This window comes from Brachybacterium avium, assembly GCF_002216795.1.
Lineage (GTDB): Bacteria > Actinomycetota > Actinomycetes > Actinomycetales > Dermabacteraceae > Brachybacterium > Brachybacterium avium.
Genome location: NZ_CP022316.1, coordinates 328324 through 352213, shown reverse-complemented (window position 1 = coordinate 352213; position 23890 = coordinate 328324). Strand labels below are relative to the sequence as shown.

Sequence of the window (23890 nt, the reverse complement as noted above, 5' to 3'; positions counted from 1 at the left end):
CAGATGCCCGAACTGCCCGAGGTCGAGGTCGTCCGCCGGGGCCTCGCGCCCCGCACCGTCGGCCGCACCGTGACGGGCATCGAGCTGCTCGATGCCCGCATCATCCGTCGCCAGCACGGGGGCATCGACCGCCTGCGCGCCGCGCTGCAGGAGGTGACCCTCACCGCCGTGGTGCGGCGCGGGAAGTTCCTGTGGTGGCGGCTCGCCGACGCGGACGGGGCCGACACCGGCGAGGCGCTGATGGGCCACCTGGGGATGAGCGGGCAGCTGCGGATCGCGACCGGCGACGGGACCGCGTTCACCCCGGCTGCTCCGTCGCAGGGGCCCGCCTCGGATCCGCTGCGGCACCGTCGCCTCTCCCTGCACCTCGATGACGGGGCCCGGGTGGACCTCATCGACCAGCGCCTCTTCGGCGGGCTGTGGACCAGTGCGCTGGTCGAGGCGCCCGATGGGGCGCTCGCCGCGATGGGGAGCCCCGACGCCCTGCTCCCGACCGATGCGGCCCATGTGGCCCGTGACCTGCTCGATCCGGCCGCGGATCTCCCCGCTATCGCCCGTGCCCTGCGCACCCGGCGCAGCGGCGTGAAGACCCTGCTGCTGAACCAGCAGCTGGTCTCCGGGATCGGGAACATCTACGCCGATGAGGCGCTGTGGACGGCGCGCACCCGCTTCGACACCCCCGGCAGCGCGCTCAGCCAGCGCCGGGCGCTCGCGATCCTCCGCGCCGCCCGCGAGGTGATGGAGCGGGCACTGGAGGTGGGTGGCACCAGCTTCGACGCGCTCTACGTGAACGTCGACGGGCGCAGCGGGTACTTCGCCCGTTCGCTGAATGCCTACGGGCGTGAGGGACAGCCGTGCCCACGGTGCGATAGATTGCTGCGACGAGTGATCTACCAGGGGCGGAGCAGTCACTTCTGCCCCCGATGCCAGCGCAGGACGATGTGAGGAGGGACGCTCCGTGACAGCGACCGAACAGGCCGGCCCGGTCCGCGTGATGCTGGTGGACGACCATGAGGTGGTCCGCCGCGGCATCGTCACCGTGATCGATGCCAGTCAATCGCTGCGGGTGATCGGGGAGGCCTCCTCGGTGGCCGAGGCGAACCGTCGCCTGCCGGCGATCCGCCCCGAGGTGCTGGTGGTGGACCTCCAGCTGCCCGACGGCACCGGCATCGAGGTGATGAAGACGGCGCGTGAGCTCGATCCCGAGCAGAAAATGCTGGTGCTGACCAGTTTCGACGACGATGCCGCGCTGCGCGAGTCCAAGGCTGCCGGCGCCTCCGGGCTGATGCTGAAATCGGCCCGGTCGCAGGAGATCGTCGAGGCGATCAAGGCTGTCCACAGCGGGAAGACTGTCTGGCCAGCTGACCATGCCGAGGAGGGGCCGGACCTCTCCGAGAGCGATCAGCGGATCGTGGAGCTGATCGGCGACGGGCACTCCAACCGGGAGATCGCCGAGGCGCTCGGCATCGCGGAGAAGACCGTGAAGAACCGCGTCACGGTCATCCTGCAGGCCTTCGACATGCAGCGTCGTACCCAGGTGGCGGCGCTGGTCGCCGCCCGCCGACGGGCCGGCTGGAAGCCGCTCAGCTGACCGGCAGGGTCACCCGCCAGGAGACCATGGTGCCGGGCTCGAGATTGAGCGCATCCACCCAGCCGTAATGGCGACGGGCCCGTGAGGAGATGTTCGCCAGCCCGCTGCGGCGCTGCACTGAGGGGTCGATCCCGCGGCCGTTGTCGGAGACGTTGACCTGCACCACGCGGTCCACCCCCTCGGAGAAGACGCTCACCGACACCGCCACTGCGGTGGCATGCGCATGGCGCGCGGCGTTGGCCAGGCACTCCCGCACCACGGCGACCACGTCCTCTGCGATCTCGGGCGGCAGCTCGGCGTCCATCTCCGCCGGATGCGGGGGCAGCCGCATCGAAGGGACGAAGCCGAGCCCGGCCGTGGCGAGCCCCACCTCATGCCGCAGCCGCTCGGTGAGCGTCGCGGCGGAGCGCTCCCGGCGCAGCGACTGCACGATCAGCCTGATCTGGGCGACCGCGTTCTCGACCCCCTGCACGGAGGTCGCGACCGAGCTGCGGATCCGGGCGTTCGAGGGGGTCATGCCCGGTGCCTCGAGCGAGTTCACCATCGCCTCCAGCTCCATCCCGACGGCGAACAGCTCCTGGATCGCGAGGTCGTGCAGATCTCTGGCGATGCGGCTGCGCTCGTCGTCGATCTCGGCGCTGGCTCCCAGCGACGGGGCACGCAGCGTGAGCGCGATCAGTCCGGCCAGCCCATCGAGCCGCTCGCGGTCCGCCGCGGAGTACGGGGCGGAATCCGCAGCACGCAGCACCGCGAGCATCCCCCGCCCGTGCTCGGCAGCGTCGATCACGCCCAGCAGCGCGCGGCAGGGTCGGTCCCCGAGCTCGAGGTCCCCGATGGTCTCGAGCGCGTCGGAATCGGCCCGGTGCAGGGCGAGGCCGGTGGCGGTTCCGGGCGGGATCTCGGAGCCCAGCAGCTCGGCGGAGTCCGGCCCGTCGACCATCTCCACCCCCCAGCGGTCAGGCGTCAGCGGCATCACCAGCAGCGCATTGCGGGCATCGAGGTCCCGGCGGGCCGAGTGGAGCAGCAGGTCCAGCAGGTCCTCGGTCTCGCCGCCGGCGAGGACGGCCCCGCCGAGGTCCTGGATCCTGGAGCGGTCGCCACGGGAAGGCGGAGCGGTCGACGCAGCGGGAGGGGTCATCGGTGGTCCTCGAGTCGAAGGATCGAGGTCCCGGCCGGGATCGCCTCGATGCGGTGGGTGACCACCACGACGGTACTGCTCGTGGGCACCAGCGTGGTGTCCTGCGGGGTCAGCAGGGCATGCAGCAGCGCGTCGCCCCGCTCGGTGTCGAGGTGCTCGGTGGGCTCGTCCAGCAGCAGCACCGGTCCACCGCGCACCACGGCGCGGGCCAGCAGCAGCCGGCGCCGCTCACCACCGGAGATGGTGGTGCCGTCCGGGCCGAGCATCGTGTCCAGGCCGCGTGGCAGCGCCGCGACCCAGTCGACCAGGCCCACGGCCGCCAGCGCCGCCCGGATCTCCTGGTCGCCGAGGTCTCCGCGCACCACCCGCAGATTCTCCCGCACCGTGGTGGCGAAGACGTGCCCGTCCTCGGCGAACATCGTCACTCCCGCCCGCACTGCGGCAGGATCGAGGGCGGCGAGGTCCTGTCCGTCGAGCTCGACGTGCCCGGCCAACGGATCCAGCAGGCCGGCGAGAGTGGCCAGCAGGGTGGATTTCCCACTCCCGGAGGCACCGACCACCGCCAGCCGGGAGCCGGCCGGGAGCTCGAGGTCCAGTGCCCGCACCCGCGGAGTCTGCGGGGACCAGCCGGCCGTGAGCCCCACCGCGCGCAGCTCGGCCTCCGCGCGCCGCGCGGGAGCGGGTGCCGAGGGGACCGCCGCCGCAGGTGGGCCGGCCAGCTCGGCCAGCCGTGCGGCCGCGGCCTGGGAGCGGGCGTGCTGCGAGGCCGCCGCGGGCAGAGCAGTGGCCGCCTCGAAGGAGGACAGCGGCAGCAGGAGCAGCACACCGATCTGCCCGGCCGAGGCCCCGCCGTCGGCCCACAGCGACCCGGCCGCCAGCAGGCTGCCGGTCACCGCCAGGATCATCGTCAGCGGCACCGCGGCGGAGGCCACCGCCGCGGGCACCGCCGCCCGATCGATCGCGTCGTCGTGCGCCGCCTGCCGCTGCCCCAGCTCGGCCAGCGACCCCTCGAGCCGGCCCTGAACGCGCAGGGAGGTGGCGTCGTCGAGGATCTCCAGGGCCTGCGCGCTGAGACCGGCGCGGGTGGTGAGCACCGCCTGCTCGGAGATCCTCGATGCCCGATGGGCGGCCAGCGGGGCGAGCACGCTCGCGAGCGCCAGGGAGGTGAGCATCACCGCGGCGGCGGACAGGGACAGCGGCGCGAAGGTCGCGAGCACCGCCACCGCCATCACCACCGAGACCAGTGTCGGCACCAGGGCGGTGATGACGTGGTCGCCGAGCTCCTGGGCATCATCCCCGAGTCGGGCCAGCAGATCTCCTCGCCGCAGCCGGGTCAGCGCATCATCGGTGCGCGCGGCCACTGCGGTGAACAGGTTCGTGCGCAGGGAGACCACGCCCCGCAGGGCGACGTCATGGGTGAGCATCCGCTCCAGCCAGCGGAACGCTCCACGGGAGACGCCGAGCGCCCGGACCGCCACCACGGCGATGGTGAGGTCCAGGACCGGCGGCATCGTCCAGGCCCGGGTGACGAGATAGGCGGCGACCGCGGCCAGGGCGAAGGCGGAGCCGAGCGTCGCCAGCGAGGCGAGCACGGCGGCGAGCAGCCGGGTGCGGGGGATCTCCAGCGCGCGCACCGCCTGCCGCAGGGCGGTCGAGGAGGGGGCGCTCATCGGTCGGCCCCCACCAGCGCGGTCGCCACGCCGGACACCTCGTCGGCGAGGTCGACCAGCCGGGAGCGGTGGGCGATCACCACCACGGTGCGGCCGGCATCGCGCAGCGTCGTGATCAGGTCGAGCACCACCTGCTCGGTGGCGCCGTCCAGATGCGCGGTCGGCTCGTCCAGCACCACCAGCGGCGCGGGGGAGAGCACCGCCCGCGCCAGGGCCAGGCGCTGCCGTTCGCCGAGGGAGATGCCGCGACCGGCCCGTCCGAGGTCCGCGTCCCAGCCGCGCTCGGCGATCACCGCGTCCAGCCCGGTCGCCGCGGCCGCCGCCTGCAGCTCGGCCTCGCCGGCATCAGGCCGTGCCCCGGCGAGCACGGAGCGGATCGTTCCCGGGGCAGCACCGGGCGCTGGGGGAGCCAGGCCACCTGCGTCCAGAGGCTGTGCCGCGCCAGGGCGTCGATCGGCGTCACGGTCCCGTCCTCGGCGATGATCTCGGCGTATCCCTCGTCGGCCGGCAGGAGACCGAGCAGCACCTGCGCCGCGGTCGTCTTGCCCGAGCCCGAGGGACCGGTCAGCGCGTGCACCCGCCCCGGGCGCACCATGAGATCGGCGCGGTGCGGGGCCATGCCGTCGCGGGAGCGCACCGAGACCCCGCGCAGGGCGAGGGCGGAGGTGGCCAGATCCGGGGCGAGGAGCTCCCCGTCGGTCGGCGGCTGTTCCTCGAGCACAGCGAAGGCGGCGTCCACAGCGGCCAGACCGTCGGTGGAGGCGTGGTAGCGGGAGCCGACGTTGCGCAGCGGCAGGTAGACCTCCGGGGCGAGCACCAGCACCGCGAGCGCCGGGGCGAGATCCATCTCGCCGTACACCAGGCGCATGCCGATGCCCACGGCGATCAGCGCCACGCACAGGGTGGTCAGCAGCTCGAGCACCATCGAGGAGAGGAAGGCGTAGCGCAGGGAACCCATGGCGGAGGTGCGGTGGCGCTCGCCGAGCCGCCGCACGGTCGCCTCCGGGCCCTGCTCGCGGCCTAGAGCCCGCAGGGTGGGCAGTCCGTCCACCAGATCCAGCAGCTGGGACCAGAGGGAGCGCATATCCGCGATGAGCTCCTCGGAGCGGCCCGCCGTCAGCTTCCCCACCAGCACCATGAACAGCGGCACCAGCGGCAGGGTGAGGATCGCGATCACCGCGCTGAGCGGATCCAGCAGAGCGATGGTCAGCAGGCACAGCGGGGTCACCGTGAGCGTCAGCAGCAGCTGCGGCACGTAGCCCACCAGGTAGGGCCGCAGGTTCTCGATACCGGTGGTCGCCAGCGCCGTGAGATCCGCGCCGCGGCCGGCGCCCGCACGAGGGCCCAGCCGCGCGGCATGGCCGACGATCCGCCCGCGCAGCTCGCTGATCGCGGAGGTCGCGGCCCGGTGGGCGGTCGCCTGCTCGAGCAGCACCGCGCCGGCGCGGACCGCGAGCGCCGTGACCAGCACCACCAGCAGCCCGGGCGCCTCCTGCGGGACGGCGCGGTCCACGAGCAGCCGGGAGCCGAGGCGGGCGATCACCAGCGCGGTGACGATGACGCAGCCGGCCTGCACCAGCCCCAGCGCGACCGTGGTCGCCACGTGCCTGCGCGCCGCTGCGACCTCGCGCACCAGTCGCGGATCCAGCGGCGGCCGGGGGCGCCTCGGGGACGGCGCCATCAATGCTGCTCGAAGGTGCTGCGGTAGCTCTGCTTCGCCGCCTCGAGCACCCCGGAGCCGGGGGCGGGGGAGTCGTCGTCGGTGACCCGGTGGCGGAAGACCCGGTACGTCCAGATCGTGTAGGCGAGGACGACCGGCAGCAGGATGGCGAGCGCCACCAGCATCACCGTCAGGGTGTGCTCGGTCGAGGAGGCATTGGCGACGGTCAGTGAGTTCGCGGGATCGTTCGTCGCCGGCAGGACGTAGGGGAACAGCCCGCCGAACAGGGCGAGGGAGGCGCCGGCGATCGCCGCGACGGTCGCCATGAAGGCGAGGCCCTCCCGGCCCGCCCGGTTCAGCGGGACCACGGCGAGCAGCGCCGCGGCGGCCACGGCCACCGGGATCACGGTGAGCCAGGAGTGGGAGTGGGCGAGCTGGAACCAGGCCAGGAAGGCGGCACCGGCCACGATCGTCGGCCACACCAGGATCCCGGCCAGGCGGTTCGCCTCCTGCCGCAGCGGCCCGTCGACCTTGAGCGCGAGGTACAGGGTGCCGTGCAGCCAGAACAGCAGCACGAAGACCACCCCGGCCAGCAGGGCGAAGGGGTTCAGCAGCCCCAGCAGCGAGGTGGTCACCCAGTGATGCTGGTCGATCTCCACCCCGGCGACGATATTGCCGAAGGCGACGCCCCACAGCAGCGCCGGGGCGACACCGCCGACCACGTGGACCACGTCCCAGGCCCTCCGCCAGCGGAGGCTGTCCACCTTGCCGCGCCACTTGAAGGCGCACACCCGCACGATCAGCACCAGCAGCAGGAGCAGCAGCGCGAGGTAGAAGCCGGAGAACAGGGTCGCGTACCACTCGGGGAAGGCCGCGAACAGCAGAGCGCCGCCGGTGATCAGGAACACCTCGTTCCCGTCCCAGACGGGGCCGACCGTCTTCAGGATCGTGCCCCGCGCCCCGTCGCCGCGCCGCCAGAAGGCGCCGACGTTCATCTGCACGCCGAAATCGAAGCCCTCGAGCACGAAGTAGCACAGGAAGAAGAAGGCGATGAGGAAGAACCACAGGGTCTGCAGGACGGTGGGGGCGAGCATGGCATCCATGAGCTGAGGGTGTCCCTTCTCAGTAGTCGAAGGAGAGGGTGGGGGTGTCGAGCTCGTCCGTGGCCGGATCGCGCCGTGCCAGCGGCACGCCCTTCAGCGCCGCCTTCCGCATCATCTGGAACCAGAGCACGGCGAGCACCCCGTAGACGAGGGTGAAGGCGACCAGCGAGGTGAGCACCATCCAGCCCGGGTTGGCCGAGACGCCCTGCATCGTCATCAGTCGCACGACGGGGTCGTCGGGGTTGGGGTGGACCACCCACGGCTGACGCCCGATCTCGGTGAACACCCAGCCCGCGGAGTTCGCGAGGAACGGCATCGGGATCGCCAGCACTGCGAACCACTGGAAGAGGCGCGATCCCGTGGTGCGGGCGGCCTCACCCTTCCCGCGGGTCACCCACAGCGCCCACAGCGCGAGGATCCCGCTGAAGGCGGCCAGCCCCATCATCAGGCGGAAGGACCAGTAGGTGACGAAGAGGTTCGGGCGGTAGTCGACGGCCGTCTCGTTGCCGTGGATGTCGACGGCGGTATCCCCGAACTGCTCCTTGTACTGGGCGTTGAGGTCGTCCACCCCCTGCAGGGTGGCGTCGAAGGTGTGGGTGGCCAGGAAGGAGGTGACGTAGGGGACCTCGATCAGATGGGTGACGCCGTCGCAGTCGGTCGAGAAGGCGTCCGGCCCGCCGACGGTGAGGATCGAGAAGGACGCCCCGGTCTCCGTCTCGCACAGCGCCTCGGCGGAGGCCATCTTCATCGGCTGCTGCTTGAACATGATCTGCGCCTGGAAGTCGCCGGAGATCACCAGCACCACGGCGGCGACGACCATGGCGAGCACGCCGAAGCGGACCGTGGGCCGGTACAGATCGCGGGCGGCGAGGTGCTGCTCCTGGCCCTCCACCGTGTCGATGCCCAGCTCCCGGGCGCGATTGTGGTGGCGCACCATGTGCCAGGCCGCGACGCCGGTGAGGAAGGCACCGGCCACCAGCCAGGCGCCGGAGACCACATGCGGGAAGGCCGCGAGCGCGGTGACGTTGCTGAGCACGGCGAAGATCGACCCCTGCGAGGGGTCCAGCTCGGCACGGCCGGTCTCCGGGTTCAGGACCGCCCCGACGGGATGTTGCATGAAGGAGTTCGCGGCGATGATGAAGTAGGCCGAGAGGGTGCTTCCCACGGCGACGGCCCAGATGGTCAGCAGATGGATCTTCTCCGGCAGCCTCTCCCAGCCGAAGATCCACAGCCCCAGGAACACCGACTCCAGGAAGAAGGCGGCCAGACCCTCCAGCGCGAGCGGGGCGCCGAACACGTCGCCGACGAAGCGGGAGTACTCCGACCAGTTCATGCCGAACTGGAACTCCTGCACGATGCCGGTGGCGATGCCGATGCCGAAGTTCACGATCAGCATCGAGCCGAAGAACTTCGTCATCCGGGTCCAGGCGTCCTTGCGCAGGGGGTCCTTCGCGAAGACCGCGCGGGTCTGCATGATCGCGACCAGCAGCGACAGGCCGATGGTCAGCGGGACGAAGATGAAGTGGTACACGGTGGTGATGCCGAACTGCCACCGTGCGAGGTCAAGGGCATCCATGGGAACTCCAAAGTGGGTGACACGCTGTCACGAAAGCTACGGCCGCACCGGCGCCGGGAACGAGGACGATGGTCCCCGTGGCACGGTGATCCCGCCCTTCGAGGATCCGCATGTCGGCCCCGGACGCGGAAATGCCCTGTGTCATACTGACCGAGGCACTCTCCTGCTCCGTACCGGGTGGGGGAACCTCCCGGCGTCGAGGCGTCGGAGCATCGGCTACGCGGACCACCGCGACCGTCATGTTCCACGGCCGGCATCGCAGCGCTTCCATCGGGGAGCTGCGCGACGGCGAGGGCTTGAGACTTCCGTCCTCAGGGACGATGACCAGACGGGACCAGGGTGCGCTGGTCCTCCAGAAGGAGACGGCCCTATGGCTGACAGCACCCACGACACCGAGAACGACTCGTCGCAGGAGACGCAGGGCCCGCCACCGGCGCGGCGCCGCCGTCGTGCCGCAGGCGCCCCGGCGGGAGCGCCCGCATTCACCCCGCCGACAGTGGCGGAGCCGGAGAGCACCTCACCTCGCACCGTCGTCGCCTCGCAGGAGGCGGCGAGCGTCGAGCCCGCCCCGTCCACCGCCAAGCGACCCCGTCGTCGCGCCGGGGCCCCCGCCGGGGCCCCCGCGATCGCGGCCGAGCCGGCACCGGCTGCTGACGAGGTTGAAGAGCCGGTCGCACAGGTGACGGACGATGCTGTGGAGGAGCCTGCTCAGGATGCTCCGGTCGATCTCCCGGAACCCGAGGGCAACCCGGTCGTGGATGATCTGCGGGCGCTGGCCACGGCCCGTGGGGCCGCTGCGGAGGAGCCGACCGCGGACGACGATCGCGCGGGTCGTCGCGAACAGGTGCAGATGGATTTCGCGTCGCTCCTGTTCCAGGCGCCGACGCCGCAGCCTCGGACCACCGTCGCCCCCCAGGAACACGCTGAGGACGCAGACGCAGACGCCGAGGAGTCGCACCCCGCCGTGGGCGAGGAGTCCTCGGAGGAGGAGCGCACCTCCCGCTCCCGGCGCAGCCGCAGCCGTTCGCGCCGTTCCTCGCAGCGCGATGAGGATGCGACTGAGGGGACCGAGGGGACCGAGGAGGACGAGGACGATAGCGCTGACGAGGACCACTCGTCATCGAACTCGGGTGCGAACGGCAGCTCCCGCCGCCGGCGGCGTCGCGGGGGCCGTGGCCGTCGCGGTCGTGGCCGGGGCGAGGACGACGGCAGCGAGAGCGCGGACGGCACCGACGAGGCGCACGACGACTCCCGGGACTCCGGGCAGGACGAGGACGGGTCGGACTCCTCCGGCAACGATCAGGACAACGGTGGGGACTCCTCCTCCGGCTCCTCCAGCTCGCGCCGACGTCGGCGTCGTCGCCGGTCGGGCGGCGGCAACGACGATTCGGGCTCCACGGATGATCCGCCCAACACGGTGGTGAAGGTCCGTGAGGCGCGGGACGAGGTCAAGGCCGTCAAGGGATCGACTCGTCTCGAGGCCAAGCGACAGCGTCGCCGCGAGGGGCGCGATGCGGGTCGCCGCCGAAACGTGATCACCGAGGCCGAGTTCCTGGCCCGTCGCGAATCCGTCAAGCGCTCGATGGTGGTGCGCGAGCGCCCCGGCCGCACCCAGATCGCCGTGCTCGAGGACGATGTGCTCGTCGAGCACTACGTCGCTCAGAAGTCGCAGACGTCGATGGTCGGCAACGTCTACCTGGGCAAGGTGCAGAACGTGCTCCCCTCCATGGAGGCCGCCTTCGTGGACATCGGCAAGGGTCGCAACGCTGTGCTGTATGCCGGAGAGGTCAACTGGGACGCGGTGGGCCTGGAGGGCCAGCCGCGACGCATCGAACTGGCGCTGAAGAGCGGTGACCCGGTGCTGGTCCAGGTCACCAAGGACCCGATCGGTCACAAGGGCGCTCGCCTGACCAGCCAGATCTCCCTGCCCGGCCGCTACGTGGTGTTCGTGCCCGGCGGTTCCATGACCGGCATCTCCCGCAAGCTGCCCGACACCGAGCGGACGCGGCTGAAGAAGATCATGCGCCAGATCATCCCCGAGGACGCGGGCGTCATCGTGCGCACCGCCGCCGAAGGGGCGAGCGAGCAGGAGCTGACGCATGACGTCGAGCGCCTGCGCGCCCAGTGGGACAAGATCCAGAAGGCGCAGAAGAGCCGATCCGCGCCGGTGGCCCTCTCGCAGGAGCCGGACATCGCCATCAAGGTGGTCCGCGACGTCTTCAACGAGGACTTCACCTCGTTGATCGTCGAGGGCGGCAAGGTCTACGACGACGTCCACGCCTACGTCTCCGAGGTGGCGCCGGACCTGCTGGAGCGGGTCACGAAGCACGTCGGCGAGAAGGACGTGTTCGCCAAGCACCGCATCGACGAGCAGCTGCTGAAGGCCATGGACCGCAAGGTCTACCTGCCCTCGGGCGGCTCCCTGGTCATCGATCGCACCGAGGCGATGACCGTGGTCGACGTCAACACCGGCAAGTTCACCGGCTCCGGCGGTTCCCTCGAGGAGACCGTCACCAAGAACAACCTCGAATCCGCCGAGGAGATCGTGCGCCAGCTGCGGCTGCGCGACATCGGCGGCATCATCGTCATCGACTTCATCGACATGGTGCTCGAGTCCAACCGAGACCTGGTGCTGCGGCGCCTGGTCGAGTGCCTGGGCCGGGACCGCACCAAGCACCAGGTCGCCGAGGTCACCTCGCTCGGCCTGGTGCAGATGACCCGCAAGCGCGTGGGGCAGGGTCTGGTCGAGACCTTCTCCACCTCCTGCGAGCACTGCCACGGCCGTGGCCTGGTCGTGGACGCCGAAGGCGAGCACAATCATGGCGGCGGCAACGGCGCGGAGGACTCCTCGAAGTCCTCGCGGCGTCGGGGCCGGCGCCCGCGCAACGGCGCGAAGGACGAGGGCGAGGGCACCGAGCACGGCGGCGAGGAGACCGGTGGCGATGTGCACCGGCTCGAGGACGACGAGAGCAGCCGTGCCCAGGCGCGGGCCACGATCGCCTCGATCGCCGCGGCCTCGGGCGGCGCCGCACCGCTCGAGGAGCCCGGGGAGGGCGCCGCGACCGCGTGGGAGCAGGACGCTCCCGAGCAGGGGTGACGCGTTCCACAGGATGTGACCGCGTTCTCGCAGGTCGGACCGTGTCTGGTGGTTGACCGGCAGGTCGCGGGATCGTAAGCTGTTCCCTGGCGCAAAACGCGTCGCAGTCGTGCTCCCGGTGGACATCGCCGACCGCATCTCCCGCTCGGGCCTCACGGTCCGGGCCAGGTTGACGGTCGCAGGTCCGCGGTGACACCCGGCAGGGAGTCCGACTCGTAGAGCAATTTCGAATCACAAGATGGAGCATTGACGTGGTGTACGCAATCGTCCGCGCAGGCGGTCGTCAGGAGAAGGTGTCGGTCGGTGACACCATCGTGATCAACCGCGTGGCAGGCGAGGCGGGCGACAGCGTCGATCTCGCTCCCGTGCTGCTGGTTGACGGCGACAAGGTCACTTCCGCCCAGAACGAGCTCGCGAAGGTGAAGGTCACCGCCGAGAAGGTCGAAGACCTCCGCGGCGAGAAGATCCGGATCCTCCGCTACAAGAACAAGACCGGTTACAAGAAGCGCCAGGGCCACCGCCAGGAGCTCACCCGGCTGAAGATCACGGGCATCGCCTGAGCGATCCCTTCGACTAGACAAGGATTGATTCCAGATGGCATCAAAGAAGGGCGTCAGCTCCTCCAAGAACGGGCGTGACTCCAACTCCCAGCGTCTCGGCGTCAAGCGCTTCGGCGGCCAGGTCGTCGGCGCGGGCGAGATTCTCGTTCGTCAGCGCGGCACGAGCATCCACCCCGGTGACGGTGTGGGTCGCGGCAACGACGACACGCTGTTCGCGCTCACCGCGGGCACCGTCGAGTTCGGCCGCAAGCGTGACCGCAAGGTGGTCAACGTCGTCGAGACGGTCTGACCGCTCGCCCCGGCTTCCGGGGCACCCAGCGTCCTTCGAGGGGCGGAGCCGAACGCTCCGCCCCTCGAGGCTTTTCTCCCCTTCAGCATCGGAGTGCATCCATGGCCACATTCGTCGACCGCGTCCAGCTGCAGGTCGTCGGGGGATCGGGCGGGCACGGCGCCGCGTCCATCCGTCGTGAGAAGTTCAAGCCCCTGGCCGGTCCCGACGGGGCCGACGGCGGCCGCGGCGGCGATGTGATCCTCGAGGTCGATGCGTCCACCACGACACTGCTGGAGTACCACCACCGCCCGCACCAGCGCGCCACCGGCGGCGGCTTCGGCAAGGGCGACCTGCGCCACGGCGCCCGCGGTCAGGACCTGGTGCTCTCGGTGCCCGACGGCACCGTGATCACCGCCGAGGATGGCACGGTGCTGGCCGACATGATCGGTATCGGCACCCGCTACGTGGCCGCCCGGGGCGGCAGCGGGGGCCTGGGCAACGCGGCACTGGCGAACTCCCGGCGCAAGGCCCCCGGCTTCGCGCTGCTCGGCGAACCCGGCCAGGAGCGCACGCTCGTGCTCGAGCTGAAGTCGGTCGCGGATGTCGCGCTGGTGGGCTACCCGAGCGCAGGCAAGTCCTCACTGATCGCGGCCATGAGCGCGGCCCGGCCGAAGATCGCCGACTACCCCTTCACGACCCTGGTGCCGAACCTCGGTGTGGTCGAGGCCGGCGATCACCGGTACACCATCGCCGACGTCCCGGGTCTCATCCCCGGGGCGAGCCAGGGCAAGGGGCTGGGACTGGACTTCCTGCGCCACATCGAACGCTGTCACGTGCTGGTGCACGTGCTGGATGCCGCGTCGCTCGAGTCGGACCGCGATCCCCTCAGAGACCTGACCACGATCGAGCACGAGCTGGCGACCTATGCGGCGAGCCTCGACGAGGAGACCGACGGCAGGGTCCCGCTGATGCAGCGGCCCACGGTCGTCGTGCTGAACAAGACCGACCTGCCCGACGGCGAGGACATGGCCGATATGGTCCGCGACCAGCTCCGCGAGCGCGACGTCCCGGTCCTCGACGTCTCCGCGGTCTCCCACAAGGGGCTGCGCGAGCTGTCCTTCGTCCTCGGCGGACTCGTCGAGCAGGCGCGCGCGAAGCTGCCCGAGCCGGAAGCGGCACCCATCGTCCTCGCGCCCCGCGCGGTGGACGAGAAGGGCTTCCGCGTGGTCACCGAGCAGTTCGACGGCGCCACCGCATACCGCGTCCAGGGCGACAAGCCCGAGCGCTGGGTGCACCAGACGGACTTCACCAATGACGAGGCCGTCGGCTTCCTCGCCGACCGCCTCGCGAAGCTCGGCGTCGAGGACCAGCTGTTCGCCGCCGGGGCCGTGGCCGGCTCCACGGTGCTGATCGGACCCGGCAACGATGCAGTCGTCTTCGACTGGGAGCCGACGATGGTGGGCGGCGCCGAGATGCTGGGTCGACGCGGCACCGATGACCGGTTCGAGGACCGCTCCCGCCCCACCCGTGAGGTGAAGAAGGAGCAGCAGCGCACCCGCACCGCGGAGCGGATGCAGCGGATCTCGGCCATGGAGGCCGAGCGCAGGGCCGGGCACTGGGCCGACCCGGCCTCGGACGAGACGACGCGGTGAGCGTCGCGGAGCTGCGCCAGCCCGAGCGGCTGACCACCCGGGATTCACTGCCCTCAGCCCGCCGGATCGTCGTCAAGATCGGTTCCTCGAGCCTCACCGACGAGCAGGGGCGGCTGGACGAAGAGCACATCCAGGGGATCGCGGACACCGCCGCCGGGCTGGCCGAGCGGGGCACCGAGCTGGTGATCGTCTCCTCCGGGGCGATCGCCGCGGCGCTCGGCCCGCTGGGGCTGGCGGAGCGCCCGGCAGCCGTGGCGCTGCAGCAGGCCGCCGCGAGCGTCGGCCAGGCGCTGCTGGCCGGTGCCTGGCAGACCGCCTTCGCCCGGCATGGCCGGATCACCGGGCAGGTGCTGCTCACGGAGTCCGACGTGATCCGCCGGCAGACCTACCGCAACGTGCGCACTGCGCTGGAGACGCTGCTGGGGCTGGGCACCGTCCCGGTGATCAACGAGAACGACACCACCGCCACCCACGAGATCCGCTTCGGCGACAACGACCGTCTGGCCGCGCTGGTGGCGCAGCTGCTCGGCGCGGATGCGCTGATCCTGCTCACCGATGTCGACGCCCTGTACACCGCACCGCCTCGAGAGCCCGGCGCCGAGCGCATCGGCCAGGTGGAGGACGTGGCCCGGCTGGCGGGAGTCAGCATCGGCACGGTCGGCACCAAGGTCGGCACCGGCGGCATGGTCACCAAGCTCTCGGCCGCCCAGCTCGCCTCCACCACCGGCACCGCCGCGCTGATGACCTCCACCGAGAAGTTCTCCGCCGGCATCGCGGGGCAGGATGTGGGCACGTTCTTCCCGGCGCAGCATGGTCGGCGCCGATCCAGACTGGTGTGGCTCCGCTTCGCGACCCGCGGTGCCGGCACCGTGCACCTCGACGAGGGCGCGGCGCAGGCTGTGCGCGACCGGCACCGCTCGCTGCTGGCCGTCGGCGTCTCCCGCGTGGAGGGCACCTTCCCGGCCGGGGTCCCCGTCGATCTCGCCGCTCCGGACGGTGAGGTGATCGCCCGCGGGCTGACCTCCTTCAGCAGCGATGAGCTGCGGGCGATGGCCGGGCTCGGCACCGAGGAGGCGCGTGAGCGATTGGGGGATCGCTTCAGCCGCCCCGCCATCCACCGCGACCAGCTGGTGGTGCTCTGAACACTCGGTCTGCTGGTCGGACGCTCCTTCTCGGGGCAGAGCCATCCTCGTAGACTCCGGCCATGAGCACTCCCGTGACCATCGCCGTCCTCGCCGCAGCCCGCGCCGCGAAGGAGGCGCAGCCGGCGCTGGCCCGCCTGCATCGCGGCGCCAAGGACCAGCTGCTGCTGGCCATGGCCGAGGCGCTGGTGGAACGCGCAGGGGAGATCGTCCGGGCCAATGCGCGCGACCTCGCGGCCGCCGACGCGGCCGACATGGCACCTGGACTGCGGGACCGGCTCGCGCTGGATGTCGCCCGGGTCCGGGCGATCGCCGAGCAGCTCAGGGACGCCGCCGCCCTGCCCGACCCGATCGGCGAGGTGATCCGCGGCTCCGTTCTCGACAACGGCCTCGAGCTGCGCGAGGTGCGGGTCCCCATGGGTGTGATCGGCATGGTCTACGAGGCGCGTCCGAACGTCACCGTCGATGCCGCCGGCCTCGCTCTCAAGGCCGGCAGCGCAGTGGTGCTGCGCGGCGGCTCCGCGGCGCTGCACTCGAACACCGCGCTGATCGGGGTGCTGCGCGATGTGCTGGCCGCCCACGAGCTGCCCGAGGACCTGATCGTCGGGATCGACGAGCACGGCCGCGACGGGGTGGATGTGCTGATGCGCGCCCGCGGCCTGGTGGACGTGCTGATCCCGCGCGGCGGGGCGGGACTGATCCGGCGGGTGGTCGAGCACTCGCAGGTCCCCGTCATCGAGACCGGCACCGGGAAGACCCACGTGCTGGTCGATGCGAGCGCCGACCTGGACCAGGCCGTCGCCATCGTCGCCAACGCCAAGCTGCAGCGGGTCGGGGTGTGCAATGCGCTGGAGACCCTGCTGGTCCATCGCGACATCGCCGAGGAGGCGCTGCCGCGTCTGGCGGCGCCGCTGACCGCCGCCGGGGTGCGGTTGCACGTCGATGAGCGGGCCGCGGCGCTGCTGCCCTCCGGCACGGACGTCGTTCCCGCGACCGTCGAGGACTGGGACACCGAGTACCTCGCGCTCGAGCTCGCGGTGGCGGTGGTGGATGACCTGGACGCGGCGCTGGCCCATATCCGTGCCCACTCCACCGGGCACACCGAGTCGATCCTGACCCGCGATCTGACCAGCCAGCAGCGCTTCCTCGCGGAGGTCGACTCCGCGGTGGTGATGGCCAACGCCTCCACCCGCTTCTCCGACGGCGGCGAGTTCGGATTCGGTGCGGAGATCGGCATCTCCACCCAGAAGCTGCACGCGCGCGGGCCGATGGGGCTGCGGGAGATCACCGCGAGCAAGTGGCTGGTGGTGGGACAGGGCCAGGTGCGGCCGTGACCCGACTCCCATCCTGCGCGTCAGGGTGCTGACCGACTGCGCCGCTGTGGGATGATGGGCCGGTCACCCGTGGAAAGGCCTTCAAGACCATGATCGATCAGCTCATGATCCTCGCCGAGTCCGGCGCGCACGCCAGCGAGGGGCTCAGCGCCCCCGCCGTCGGCATCGGCATCTTCGTCATCCTGTTGACCCTGCTCGGCTTCACCTGGCTCACCGGCGGAGCGCACCACCGCAGCCTGGACAAGAAGCGCAAGAGCACCCGCGACTCCGACCGCTGACCTCAGTGGAGCTGCAGCGACGACGGATCGGCGTGATGGGTGGGACCTTCGATCCCATCCACCACGGGCACCTCGTCGCCGCCAGCGAGGTGCAGAGCGTCTTCGGGCTGCACGAGGTCGTCTTCGTCCCCACCGGCCGGCCCTGGCAGAAGGCGGAGCAGGCGATCTCTGATCCCGAGCACCGCTACCTGATGACGGTCGTGGCCACCGCGGCGAACCCGGTGTTCACCGTCTCGCGGGTGGACATCGACCGGCCCGGGGCGACGTACACCATCGACACCCTGCGCGATCTGCACCACGAGCAGCCCGATGCGGACCTCTTCTTCATCACCGGTGCAGATGCCCTGCAGAACATCCTCACCTGGAAGAACACCGAAGAGATCTTCGAGCTCGCGCACTTCGTCGGGGTCACCCGGCCGGGGCACGAGCTCGACACCTCCGGACTCCCCGAGGACGGCGTGACCCTGATCGAGGTCCCGGCGATGGCGATCAGCTCCACGGACTGCCGCACCCGCGTGGCAGCCGGCGGGCCGGTGTGGTACCTGGTGCCCGACGGCGTCGTCCAATACATCAACAAGTACGCGCTCTACACAGGAGGTGACCCCCGATGACCGAGCCCGAGACCACTCCGCGCCGCGGTCGCCGCGCCCGGGCGCTCAGCCCCGAGGAGCAGGCCGCCCTCGAGGCGCGCGCTGCGATGGAGTCCGCCGGCGAATCGTCGGCCGTGCCCGGTGTGCGGGGTGCGGTCGCCGCTCCGACGGCCGACGCCCCGGTGCCGGCCCTGCGCAAGTTCGGGCGCCGAGCCCGCATCATCGAGCTCAGCGAGCAGCCGGAGACGGCGTCCGCCGGGACGGAGCCGGCGGTCGCGGGCTCCGGCTCTGACGCGCCCGTCGCCGAGGATGCCTCCGTCGCGACCATCGGCCGCGACCACGACGGAGTCGAGCTCGGCGAGCTGTCCGTCACCGAGGCCCCGGAGCCGCGCCCGGCCCCGCGCTTCGACGGCAAGGTGCTCCACCGTCCCGAGAGCAGTGCCGGGCGCCTGCTGCCGTGGGTGGTGTGGATCCTGATCGCGATCGCGCTGGTAGCGCTGATCGTCCTGCTGCTGACCGGGGTCCTCGGCCCCGACACCGCAGCCACTGCGTCCCCGTCCGCACTGTCCGACCTGTCCCTCGTTCATCCCGTCCTGGAGGAACCTGCCGCGTGAGCGCTCCTGAAGAATCCCTCGACCTCGCCCGGGTGGCCGGCCAGGCCGCCGCCGACAAGTTCGCCGAAGAGGTGATCGCCCTCGACGTCTCCGAGCTGGTCGTGATCACCGACGCCTTCCTCGTGTGCAGCGGCGATTCCGAACGCCAGGTCGCCGCGATCGTCGACGGCATCGAGGAGGCGCTGCTGACCCAGCGGCAGCGCAAGCCTCTGCGCCGCGAGGGCGAGCGCGAGGCTCGCTGGGTGCTGCTGGACTACGGCGACATCGTCGTGCACGTCCAGCACTCCGAGGATCGTGTCTTCTACGCCCTCGAGCGACTCTGGCGCGACGCCCCCGTCATCGATCTGCAGATCGACGCGGACCGCCCGGCGTGAGGGGCCCCCGTACCCGTCTCGTCCTGGTGCGTCACGGGCAGACGGACTTCAACCGCGAGGGCCGCCTCCAGGGACAGGTCGACATCCCGCTCAACGCCACCGGCATCAGGCAGGCCGAATCGCTCGCGCCGGTCCTCGCCGCCGAACCGCCGGATGTCCTGGTCGCCTCCCCGCTGGAGCGAGCGCTGGCGACGGCCCGGCTGATGAGCCGCGGCACCGCGGTCGAGGTCAGGACCGATGACGCCTTCCTCGAGCGCGGGTTCGGCCAGTGGGAGGGGCTCCGCGGCGAGGAGATCCGCCTGCGCTGGCCCGAGCAGCATGCGGACTGGCGCGCGCACCGCCCGGTGCTCGGGCTCGATGTGGAGGATCGCCCGGAGGTGGGGGAACGGGTCGCCGCCGCCTGCCGTGCCCTGGTGGCCGATCACGTGGGCGGGACCGTGATGGTCGTCGCCCACGGCGCCGCGATCACCTTGGGCATCACCGCGCTGCTGGGCTTGGACACCAACGGCTTCCGCGGCCTGGCCGGGCTCGAGAACTGTCACCGTTCGATGCTCGAGCCGATCGCCGGTGACACGACGAACGGCCTGATGAGGTTGGTGTCACACAACGTCGCCCCCGATTTCCTCTGATCTCGGAGGCCGTGTAATATCGTCTCGTCGCCCAGGGGGCGGCACCCGATACGGGGCTATGGCGCAGTTGGTAGCGCGCTTCCATGGCATGGAAGAGGTCTGGGGTTCGAATCCCCATAGCTCCACTCGAGAAACCGTGAGACAGTGACTCGTCAGAAGGGCCCCACCACGAGGTGGGGCCCTTCTGCTGTCCGGTCTCCGGTCCGGCTCAGATCTCCTCGGCCAACCGGGCGATGACCTGGCCGGCGGGGCCCGCCGGTGCGCTGCGCCAGCCGGTGCCCGCCCAGAGATGCAGGCGCTGCGGATCGCCGGCCGCGGCTGCCCTCCGGCGCAGCTCGCGGGTCAGGTGGTGGACCTGTGGGTAGCCGGTCGGCGCCGTGTCGTGGTGGCGGTCCACGAACGCATTGCGCAGGGAGCGGGCGGGGCGACCGGTGAAGGCTCGCGTCAGCACCGTCTCGGTGAACGCGGGATCCGCGAGGGCGGCGCGATGGGTGGGGGAGGTGCCTGCCTCGTCGGTGCGCAGCAGCATCGTGCCGCTGACCACCGCCTCCGCCCCGGCGGCGAGGATCCGGCGCACCGCGAGCGGACCGTCCACCCCGCCGGCTCCCAGCAGCGGCAGGTCGACCGCTGCGCGTACCTGGCGCACCAGCTCCTCGGTGCGGATCGGGCCCGGGGTCCGGGAGGGATGATGGGTCGCGCTGTGCCCGCCTGCGGCGGGGCCCTGCACCACCAGGCCGTCGACCCCGCGCTCGGCCGCGGCGCGGGCCTCCTCGGGATCGGTGACGCTCGCGAGCACGATGGTGTCCACCGCCCGCAGGGCGGCCACCGCCGTCGCGGGCGGCAGGCCGAAGGTGAACGAGGTCACCGGAACCGGAGCCTCGCACAGCAGCGTCAGCTTCGCGGTGAAGCGGTCATCATCCCGGTGGGGCACCCGGTCCAGGCGGGCACCGAGCTGAGCGGCGTCCTCGGCGAGCTCCTCCGCATAGGCGGCGAAGGCGTCCTCGTCGATCTCCCAGGGCGGCAGCACGAAGAGGTTCACCCCGAAGTCGGCCCCCAGTCCCCGCGCCTGGTCGATGTCGGCGGCCAGCGCCTCCAGTGTCAGGTTGCCTCCGGCCAGGAAGGGGAATGCGCCGGCCGCGGAGACGGCTCCGGCCAGCGCGAGCGTGGAGGGGCCGCCCGCCATCGGTGCGGCGACCAGCGGGAGACGGGAGCCCAGGAGAGTCATCCCCTGATCCTCCCAGCCGCGCTGCGGGAGCGGTGAACGGAGGCTTGCGAGGTGAGACCGGATCGAGACCTCCGGCCTCGATGCACTGCTGTATGGTGACGAACATCCCCATTCTGAGAGCGCTCTCATGCTCAGGTTCCCGCAGCGAACGAAGGAGTTCACCATGAAGATCACCCGCAGAACAGCGCTGGCGGCCTCGGCCGCGACCGCTGCCACCGCCGCCCTGGCGAGCTGTGGCAGCAGCGACGGAGGGGGCAGCGGAGGCGGTGGCGGCGACGTCGAGCTGACCGTGGCGACCTTCAACGAGTTCGGCTACGAGGACCTCTTCTCCGCCTACGAGGAGGCGAACCCCGGGGTGAAGGTCACCCACAAGAAGGCCGCGACCGCCGATGACGCGCGTGCCAACCTGATGACGGGTCTCGCCGCGCACTCCGGCCTGGCCGATGTCGAGGGCATCGAGGTCGGCTGGTGGGCCGAGCTGCTCCAGTACGCGGACGTCTTCGAGGACCTCTCCGACCCCGAGGTCGAGGGCCGCTGGTTGGACTGGAAGACCGAGGCCGCCACGGTCGACGGCAAGCTGATCGGCTATGGCACCGATATCGGCCCCGAGGCCATCGCCTACCGGGCGGACCTCTTCGAGAAGGCCGGGCTGCCCACCGATCGCACCGAGGTCGCCGAGCTGCTGACCGGGGACTGGGACACCTACTTCGAGGCCGGCCGGAAGTTCGTCGAGGCGACCGGCATCCCGTGGTTCGACGGTGCCGGCGGCACCTTCAACGGGATGGTCCAGCAGCTGACCAACCCCTATGAGGAGTCCGACGGGACCGTGATCCCGCTTGCGGACAACGCCGACGTCAAGGCGATCTATGACCACCTGGCCGAGTACAAGGACATCTCCGCGGGCCTGACCCAGTGGTCCGAGGACTGGACCGCGGCCTTCCAGAACGACGGCTTCGCCACCATGCTGTGCCCGCCGTGGATGATGGGCCCGCTGGCCGGCAACGCCGATGGCGTCGAGGGCTGGGACATCGCCGATGTCTTCCCCGGCGGCGGTGGCAACTGGGGCGGTTCCTACCTGGCCGTCCCCTCCCAGGGCGAGCACATCGAGGAGGCGAAGAAGCTCGCTGCCTGGCTGACCGCGCCTGAGCAGCAGATCGCGGCCTTCGAAGCCGTCGGCGCCTTCCCCAGCCAGGTCGAGGCGCTGGACGCCGAGGAGGTGACCAGCCTGGTGAACCCCTTCTTCAATGATGCACCGGTGGGGGAGATCTACTCCGAGCGCGCCACCTCGATCGAGGTCCAGCCCTTCCAGGGACCGAACTTCTTCGTGATCAACACGGTCGTCGGCGATGCGATCACCCGGTGGGATGCGGACGGCGCGGACCCGACGGACTCCTGGGAGCAGGGCCTGACCGCGTACGACGAGCTCGGCCTGGCCTGAGCAGACCCCGGGGCGCGGACGGCCGAGCCGCCGTCCGCGCCCGCTCCGCGTCGAGAGGACTTCTGTGACCACCACCCGCCCTTCGAGGACATCGACCCGACGCGCCGTCCTCGCCCGGCTCGATGCCCGGCTGACGCCGTACCTCTTCATCAGCCCGTTCTTCCTGCTGTTCTTCCTGGTCGGGCTGTTCCCGATCCTGTACACCGCCTGGGTCTCGCTGCACGAGTGGGACCTGATCCGTGGCCAGGGAGAGTTCGTGGGCCTGTCGAACTTCCGGTTCGTGCTCGGGACCGAGAGCTTCTACAAGGCGCTGCGCAACACCTTCTCGATCTTCCTGCTGTCCTCGGTGCCGCAGGTGATCGCTGCGATCCTCATCGCCTATGTGCTGGATGCGAACCTGCGCGCGAAGACCTTCTGGCGGATGGGCGTGCTGGTGCCGTACATCGTGGCACCGGTGGCGGTCTCGATGATCTTCGCGAAGATCTTCGCCGACCAGTCCGGCCTGGTGAACAACCTGTTGCTGGGGATGGACCTGCCCGCGATCGGCTGGCACTCCGACGCCCTGGCCTCGCACTTCGCCATCGCCACGATGGTGAACTTCCGCTGGACCGGCTACAACGCGCTGATCTTCCTGGCAGCGATGCAGGCGATCCCGCGCGAGATCTACGAGGCCGCGATCATCGACGGCACCGGCCGGATGCGCCGCTTCTGGCACGTGACCGTGCCGATGCTGCGACCCACCATCATCTTCGTGGTCATCACCTCGACCATCGGCGGGCTGCAGATCTTCGACGAGCCGCGGATGTTCGACACCGGCGGCCAGGGAGGTGCGTCCCGGCAGTGGATGACCATGACGATGTACCTCTACGAGCTCGGCTGGGGACCACAGGTCTCCTTCGGCCGCGCCTCGGCGGTGGCCTGGCTGCTGTTCCTGATCATCATCGGGATCGGCATCCTCAACTTCCTGATCACCAAGCGGATCGCCGATGCCGGCGGCCCTGCGAAGAACAAGCGGTAAGGAGCAGATATGCAGTCGACCGCTGCCATCGAGCAGTTCGCCGGCAAGGGGGCCGCCCGTGCTGCTCGTCGCCGGCTCAAAGGCGGGGAGGGGTGGACGCCCGCCCCCGCTGGTGGAACTACGGCCTGCTCGCCGTGGTGCTGGGGATCTCGATCTTCCCCCTGTACTACGCGATCCTGCTGGCCTCCTCGGACGCCGGCTCCATCGCCCGCAATCCCATCCCCTCGCTGCTGCCGCAGGGAAATCTGCTGAGCAACATCACCGAGGTGATCACCTCCGACATCGATTTCTGGTCGGCGATCGTGAACTCCGTGCTGGTGGCGGTCGTGACCTCGCTGTCCGTGGTGTTCTTCGCGACCCTGGCCGGCTTCGCCTTCTCCAAGCTCCGCTTCCGGGGCCGGAAGTGGCTGCTGCTGTTCGTGATCGCGACCATGGCCGTCCCGGTGCAGCTCGGGGTGATCCCGCTGTTCATCATCATGGCGAAGCTCGGCTGGGTGGGAGATCTGAAAGCGGTGATCATCCCGGGGCTGGTCACCGCCTTCGGCGTGTTCTGGATGACCCAGTACCTCGATGATGCGCTGCCCTACGAGCTGATCGAGGCGGCACGCATGGACGGCTGCAACCTCCTGCAGACCTACGGCCATGTGGCGCTGCCCGCCTCTCGCGGCGCCGGGGCGATGCTGTTCCTGTTCACCTTCGTGGGTTCATGGACCAACTTCTTCTGGCCGTTCATCATCCTGCGCGGCGACAGCCTCACGCTCCCGGTGGCGCTGCAGCAGCTGCAGTCCTCCTACTTCAAGGACTACTCCCTGATCATGTCCGGCGTGGTGGTCTCCGTGCTCCCGCTGCTGCTGCTGTTCATCCTCGCCGGACGCCAGCTCGTCGGTGGCATCATGCAGGGTGCGGTCAAGGGCTGAGAGGAGGCGGGTG

Annotated in this window: 23 protein-coding genes and 1 tRNA gene; 17 read left to right on the top strand and 7 right to left on the bottom strand. The window is 70.8% G+C overall.

All coding sequences use genetic code 11. The features are described from left to right. The first annotated feature begins 3 nt into the window (after positions 1–3). Together mutM and CFK39_RS01590 are read left to right on the top strand one after the other, a co-directional pair. Positions 4–945, top strand: coding sequence for a bifunctional DNA-formamidopyrimidine glycosylase/DNA-(apurinic or apyrimidinic site) lyase (mutM, locus tag CFK39_RS01595; RefSeq protein WP_089063997.1), 942 nt, complete (start codon positions 4–6; stop codon positions 943–945). Between the two features lie 13 nt (positions 946–958). Then, positions 959–1591 (top strand): response regulator transcription factor, encoded by a 633-nt coding sequence (locus CFK39_RS01590; protein WP_089063996.1) that lies wholly within the window; start codon positions 959–961, stop codon positions 1589–1591. Here CFK39_RS01590 and CFK39_RS01585 read toward each other — a convergent pair. Genes CFK39_RS01585 through CFK39_RS01565 form a run of 6 tightly spaced genes read right to left on the bottom strand, consistent with a single transcriptional unit; the run spans position 1584 to position 8738 of the window. Further along, positions 1584–2729, bottom strand: coding sequence for a sensor histidine kinase (locus tag CFK39_RS01585; RefSeq protein WP_089063995.1), 1146 nt, complete (start codon positions 2727–2729; stop codon positions 1584–1586). The genes CFK39_RS01590 and CFK39_RS01585 overlap by 8 nt on opposite strands. Further along, a complete protein-coding gene (cydC, locus tag CFK39_RS01580) occupies positions 2726–4399 on the bottom strand; it encodes a thiol reductant ABC exporter subunit CydC (RefSeq protein WP_089063994.1) in 1674 nt (557 codons plus the stop codon). Before cydC ends, CFK39_RS01585 begins: the two co-directional genes overlap by 4 nt. After that, the gene (locus CFK39_RS17235; RefSeq protein ID WP_338027692.1) at positions 4396–4767 is read right to left on the bottom strand and encodes an ATP-binding cassette domain-containing protein; all 372 of its coding nucleotides are present in this window, start codon (positions 4765–4767) and stop codon (positions 4396–4398) included. Before CFK39_RS17235 ends, cydC begins: the two co-directional genes overlap by 4 nt. Further along, positions 4689–6080 carry an ABC transporter ATP-binding protein/permease gene (locus tag CFK39_RS01575; RefSeq protein ID WP_338027691.1) on the bottom strand — a complete coding sequence of 464 codons (1392 nt, stop codon included), beginning with the start codon at positions 6078–6080 and terminating at the stop codon, positions 4689–4691. The genes CFK39_RS17235 and CFK39_RS01575 overlap by 79 nt, the downstream gene beginning before the upstream one ends. Then, a complete protein-coding gene (gene cydB / locus CFK39_RS01570) occupies positions 6080–7162 on the bottom strand; it encodes a cytochrome d ubiquinol oxidase subunit II (RefSeq protein WP_157697022.1) in 1083 nt (360 codons plus the stop codon). The genes CFK39_RS01575 and cydB overlap by 1 nt, the downstream gene beginning before the upstream one ends. Positions 7163–7181: 19 nt before the next feature. Continuing rightward, positions 7182–8738, bottom strand: a complete 1557-nt coding sequence (locus CFK39_RS01565; RefSeq protein ID WP_089063993.1) for a cytochrome ubiquinol oxidase subunit I — start codon at positions 8736–8738, stop codon at positions 7182–7184. 370 nt (positions 8739–9108) lie between these two features. Here CFK39_RS01565 and CFK39_RS01560 point away from each other — a divergent pair, with 370 nt between their 5' ends. From CFK39_RS01560 to CFK39_RS01505, 12 genes are all read left to right on the top strand, one after another. After that, positions 9109–11835, top strand: coding sequence for an Rne/Rng family ribonuclease (locus tag CFK39_RS01560; RefSeq protein ID WP_089063992.1), 2727 nt, complete (start codon positions 9109–9111; stop codon positions 11833–11835). Positions 11836–12086: 251 nt separating this feature from the next. Next, the gene (gene rplU, locus CFK39_RS01555) at positions 12087–12395 is read left to right on the top strand and encodes a 50S ribosomal protein L21 (protein WP_089063991.1); all 309 of its coding nucleotides are present in this window, start codon (positions 12087–12089) and stop codon (positions 12393–12395) included. Positions 12396–12429: 34 nt separating this feature from the next. Continuing rightward, the gene (gene rpmA, locus CFK39_RS01550) at positions 12430–12684 is read left to right on the top strand and encodes a 50S ribosomal protein L27 (protein ID WP_089063990.1); all 255 of its coding nucleotides are present in this window, start codon (positions 12430–12432) and stop codon (positions 12682–12684) included. 101 nt (positions 12685–12785) lie between these two features. After that, positions 12786–14318 carry a GTPase ObgE gene (obgE, locus tag CFK39_RS01545; RefSeq protein ID WP_089063989.1) on the top strand — a complete coding sequence of 511 codons (1533 nt, stop codon included), beginning with the start codon at positions 12786–12788 and terminating at the stop codon, positions 14316–14318. Further along, positions 14315–15460, top strand: coding sequence for a glutamate 5-kinase (gene proB, locus CFK39_RS01540; protein ID WP_089063988.1), 1146 nt, complete (start codon positions 14315–14317; stop codon positions 15458–15460). Before obgE ends, proB begins: the two co-directional genes overlap by 4 nt. Before the next feature lie 62 nt (positions 15461–15522). Further along, entirely contained in the window at positions 15523–16794 is a 1272-nt protein-coding gene (locus tag CFK39_RS01535) for a glutamate-5-semialdehyde dehydrogenase (protein ID WP_089063987.1), read from the top strand. An 89-nt stretch (positions 16795–16883) separates the two neighbouring features. After that, entirely contained in the window at positions 16884–17072 is a 189-nt protein-coding gene (locus CFK39_RS01530; protein ID WP_089063986.1) for a hypothetical protein, read from the top strand. A 35-nt stretch (positions 17073–17107) separates the two neighbouring features. Next, positions 17108–17683: a nicotinate-nucleotide adenylyltransferase gene (gene nadD, locus CFK39_RS01525; RefSeq protein ID WP_245822799.1), complete on the top strand. Its 576-nt coding sequence runs from the start codon at positions 17108–17110 to the stop codon at positions 17681–17683. Beyond that, positions 17680–18276, top strand: coding sequence for a hypothetical protein (locus CFK39_RS01520; protein ID WP_089063984.1), 597 nt, complete (start codon positions 17680–17682; stop codon positions 18274–18276). Before nadD ends, CFK39_RS01520 begins: the two co-directional genes overlap by 4 nt. Beyond that, positions 18273–18650 (top strand): ribosome silencing factor, encoded by a 378-nt coding sequence (rsfS, locus tag CFK39_RS01515; RefSeq protein WP_089063983.1) that lies wholly within the window; start codon positions 18273–18275, stop codon positions 18648–18650. Before CFK39_RS01520 ends, rsfS begins: the two co-directional genes overlap by 4 nt. Next, a complete protein-coding gene (locus CFK39_RS01510; protein ID WP_089063982.1) occupies positions 18647–19279 on the top strand; it encodes a histidine phosphatase family protein in 633 nt (210 codons plus the stop codon). Before rsfS ends, CFK39_RS01510 begins: the two co-directional genes overlap by 4 nt. Positions 19280–19331: 52 nt before the next feature. Further along, a tRNA-Ala gene (locus CFK39_RS01505) sits at positions 19332–19404 on the top strand. Between the two features lie 83 nt (positions 19405–19487). On the opposite strand, the gene CFK39_RS01500 is transcribed toward CFK39_RS01505, so the two are convergent. Further along, a complete protein-coding gene (locus CFK39_RS01500; RefSeq protein ID WP_089063981.1) occupies positions 19488–20504 on the bottom strand; it encodes an NAD(P)H-dependent flavin oxidoreductase in 1017 nt (338 codons plus the stop codon). A gap of 163 nt (positions 20505–20667) precedes the next feature. On the opposite strand from CFK39_RS01500, the gene CFK39_RS01495 reads away from it, so the two are divergent. The 3 genes from CFK39_RS01495 (at position 20668) to CFK39_RS01485 (ending at position 23877) form a co-directional block, all read left to right on the top strand. Next, positions 20668–21942 (top strand): ABC transporter substrate-binding protein, encoded by a 1275-nt coding sequence (locus CFK39_RS01495; protein WP_089063980.1) that lies wholly within the window; start codon positions 20668–20670, stop codon positions 21940–21942. Between the two features lie 64 nt (positions 21943–22006). Further along, positions 22007–22960: a carbohydrate ABC transporter permease gene (locus CFK39_RS01490; protein WP_089063979.1), complete on the top strand. Its 954-nt coding sequence runs from the start codon at positions 22007–22009 to the stop codon at positions 22958–22960. A gap of 92 nt (positions 22961–23052) precedes the next feature. Beyond that, positions 23053–23877 carry a carbohydrate ABC transporter permease gene (locus CFK39_RS01485; protein ID WP_338027690.1) on the top strand — a complete coding sequence of 275 codons (825 nt, stop codon included), beginning with the start codon at positions 23053–23055 and terminating at the stop codon, positions 23875–23877. The last annotated feature ends 13 nt before the right edge of the window (positions 23878–23890 follow it).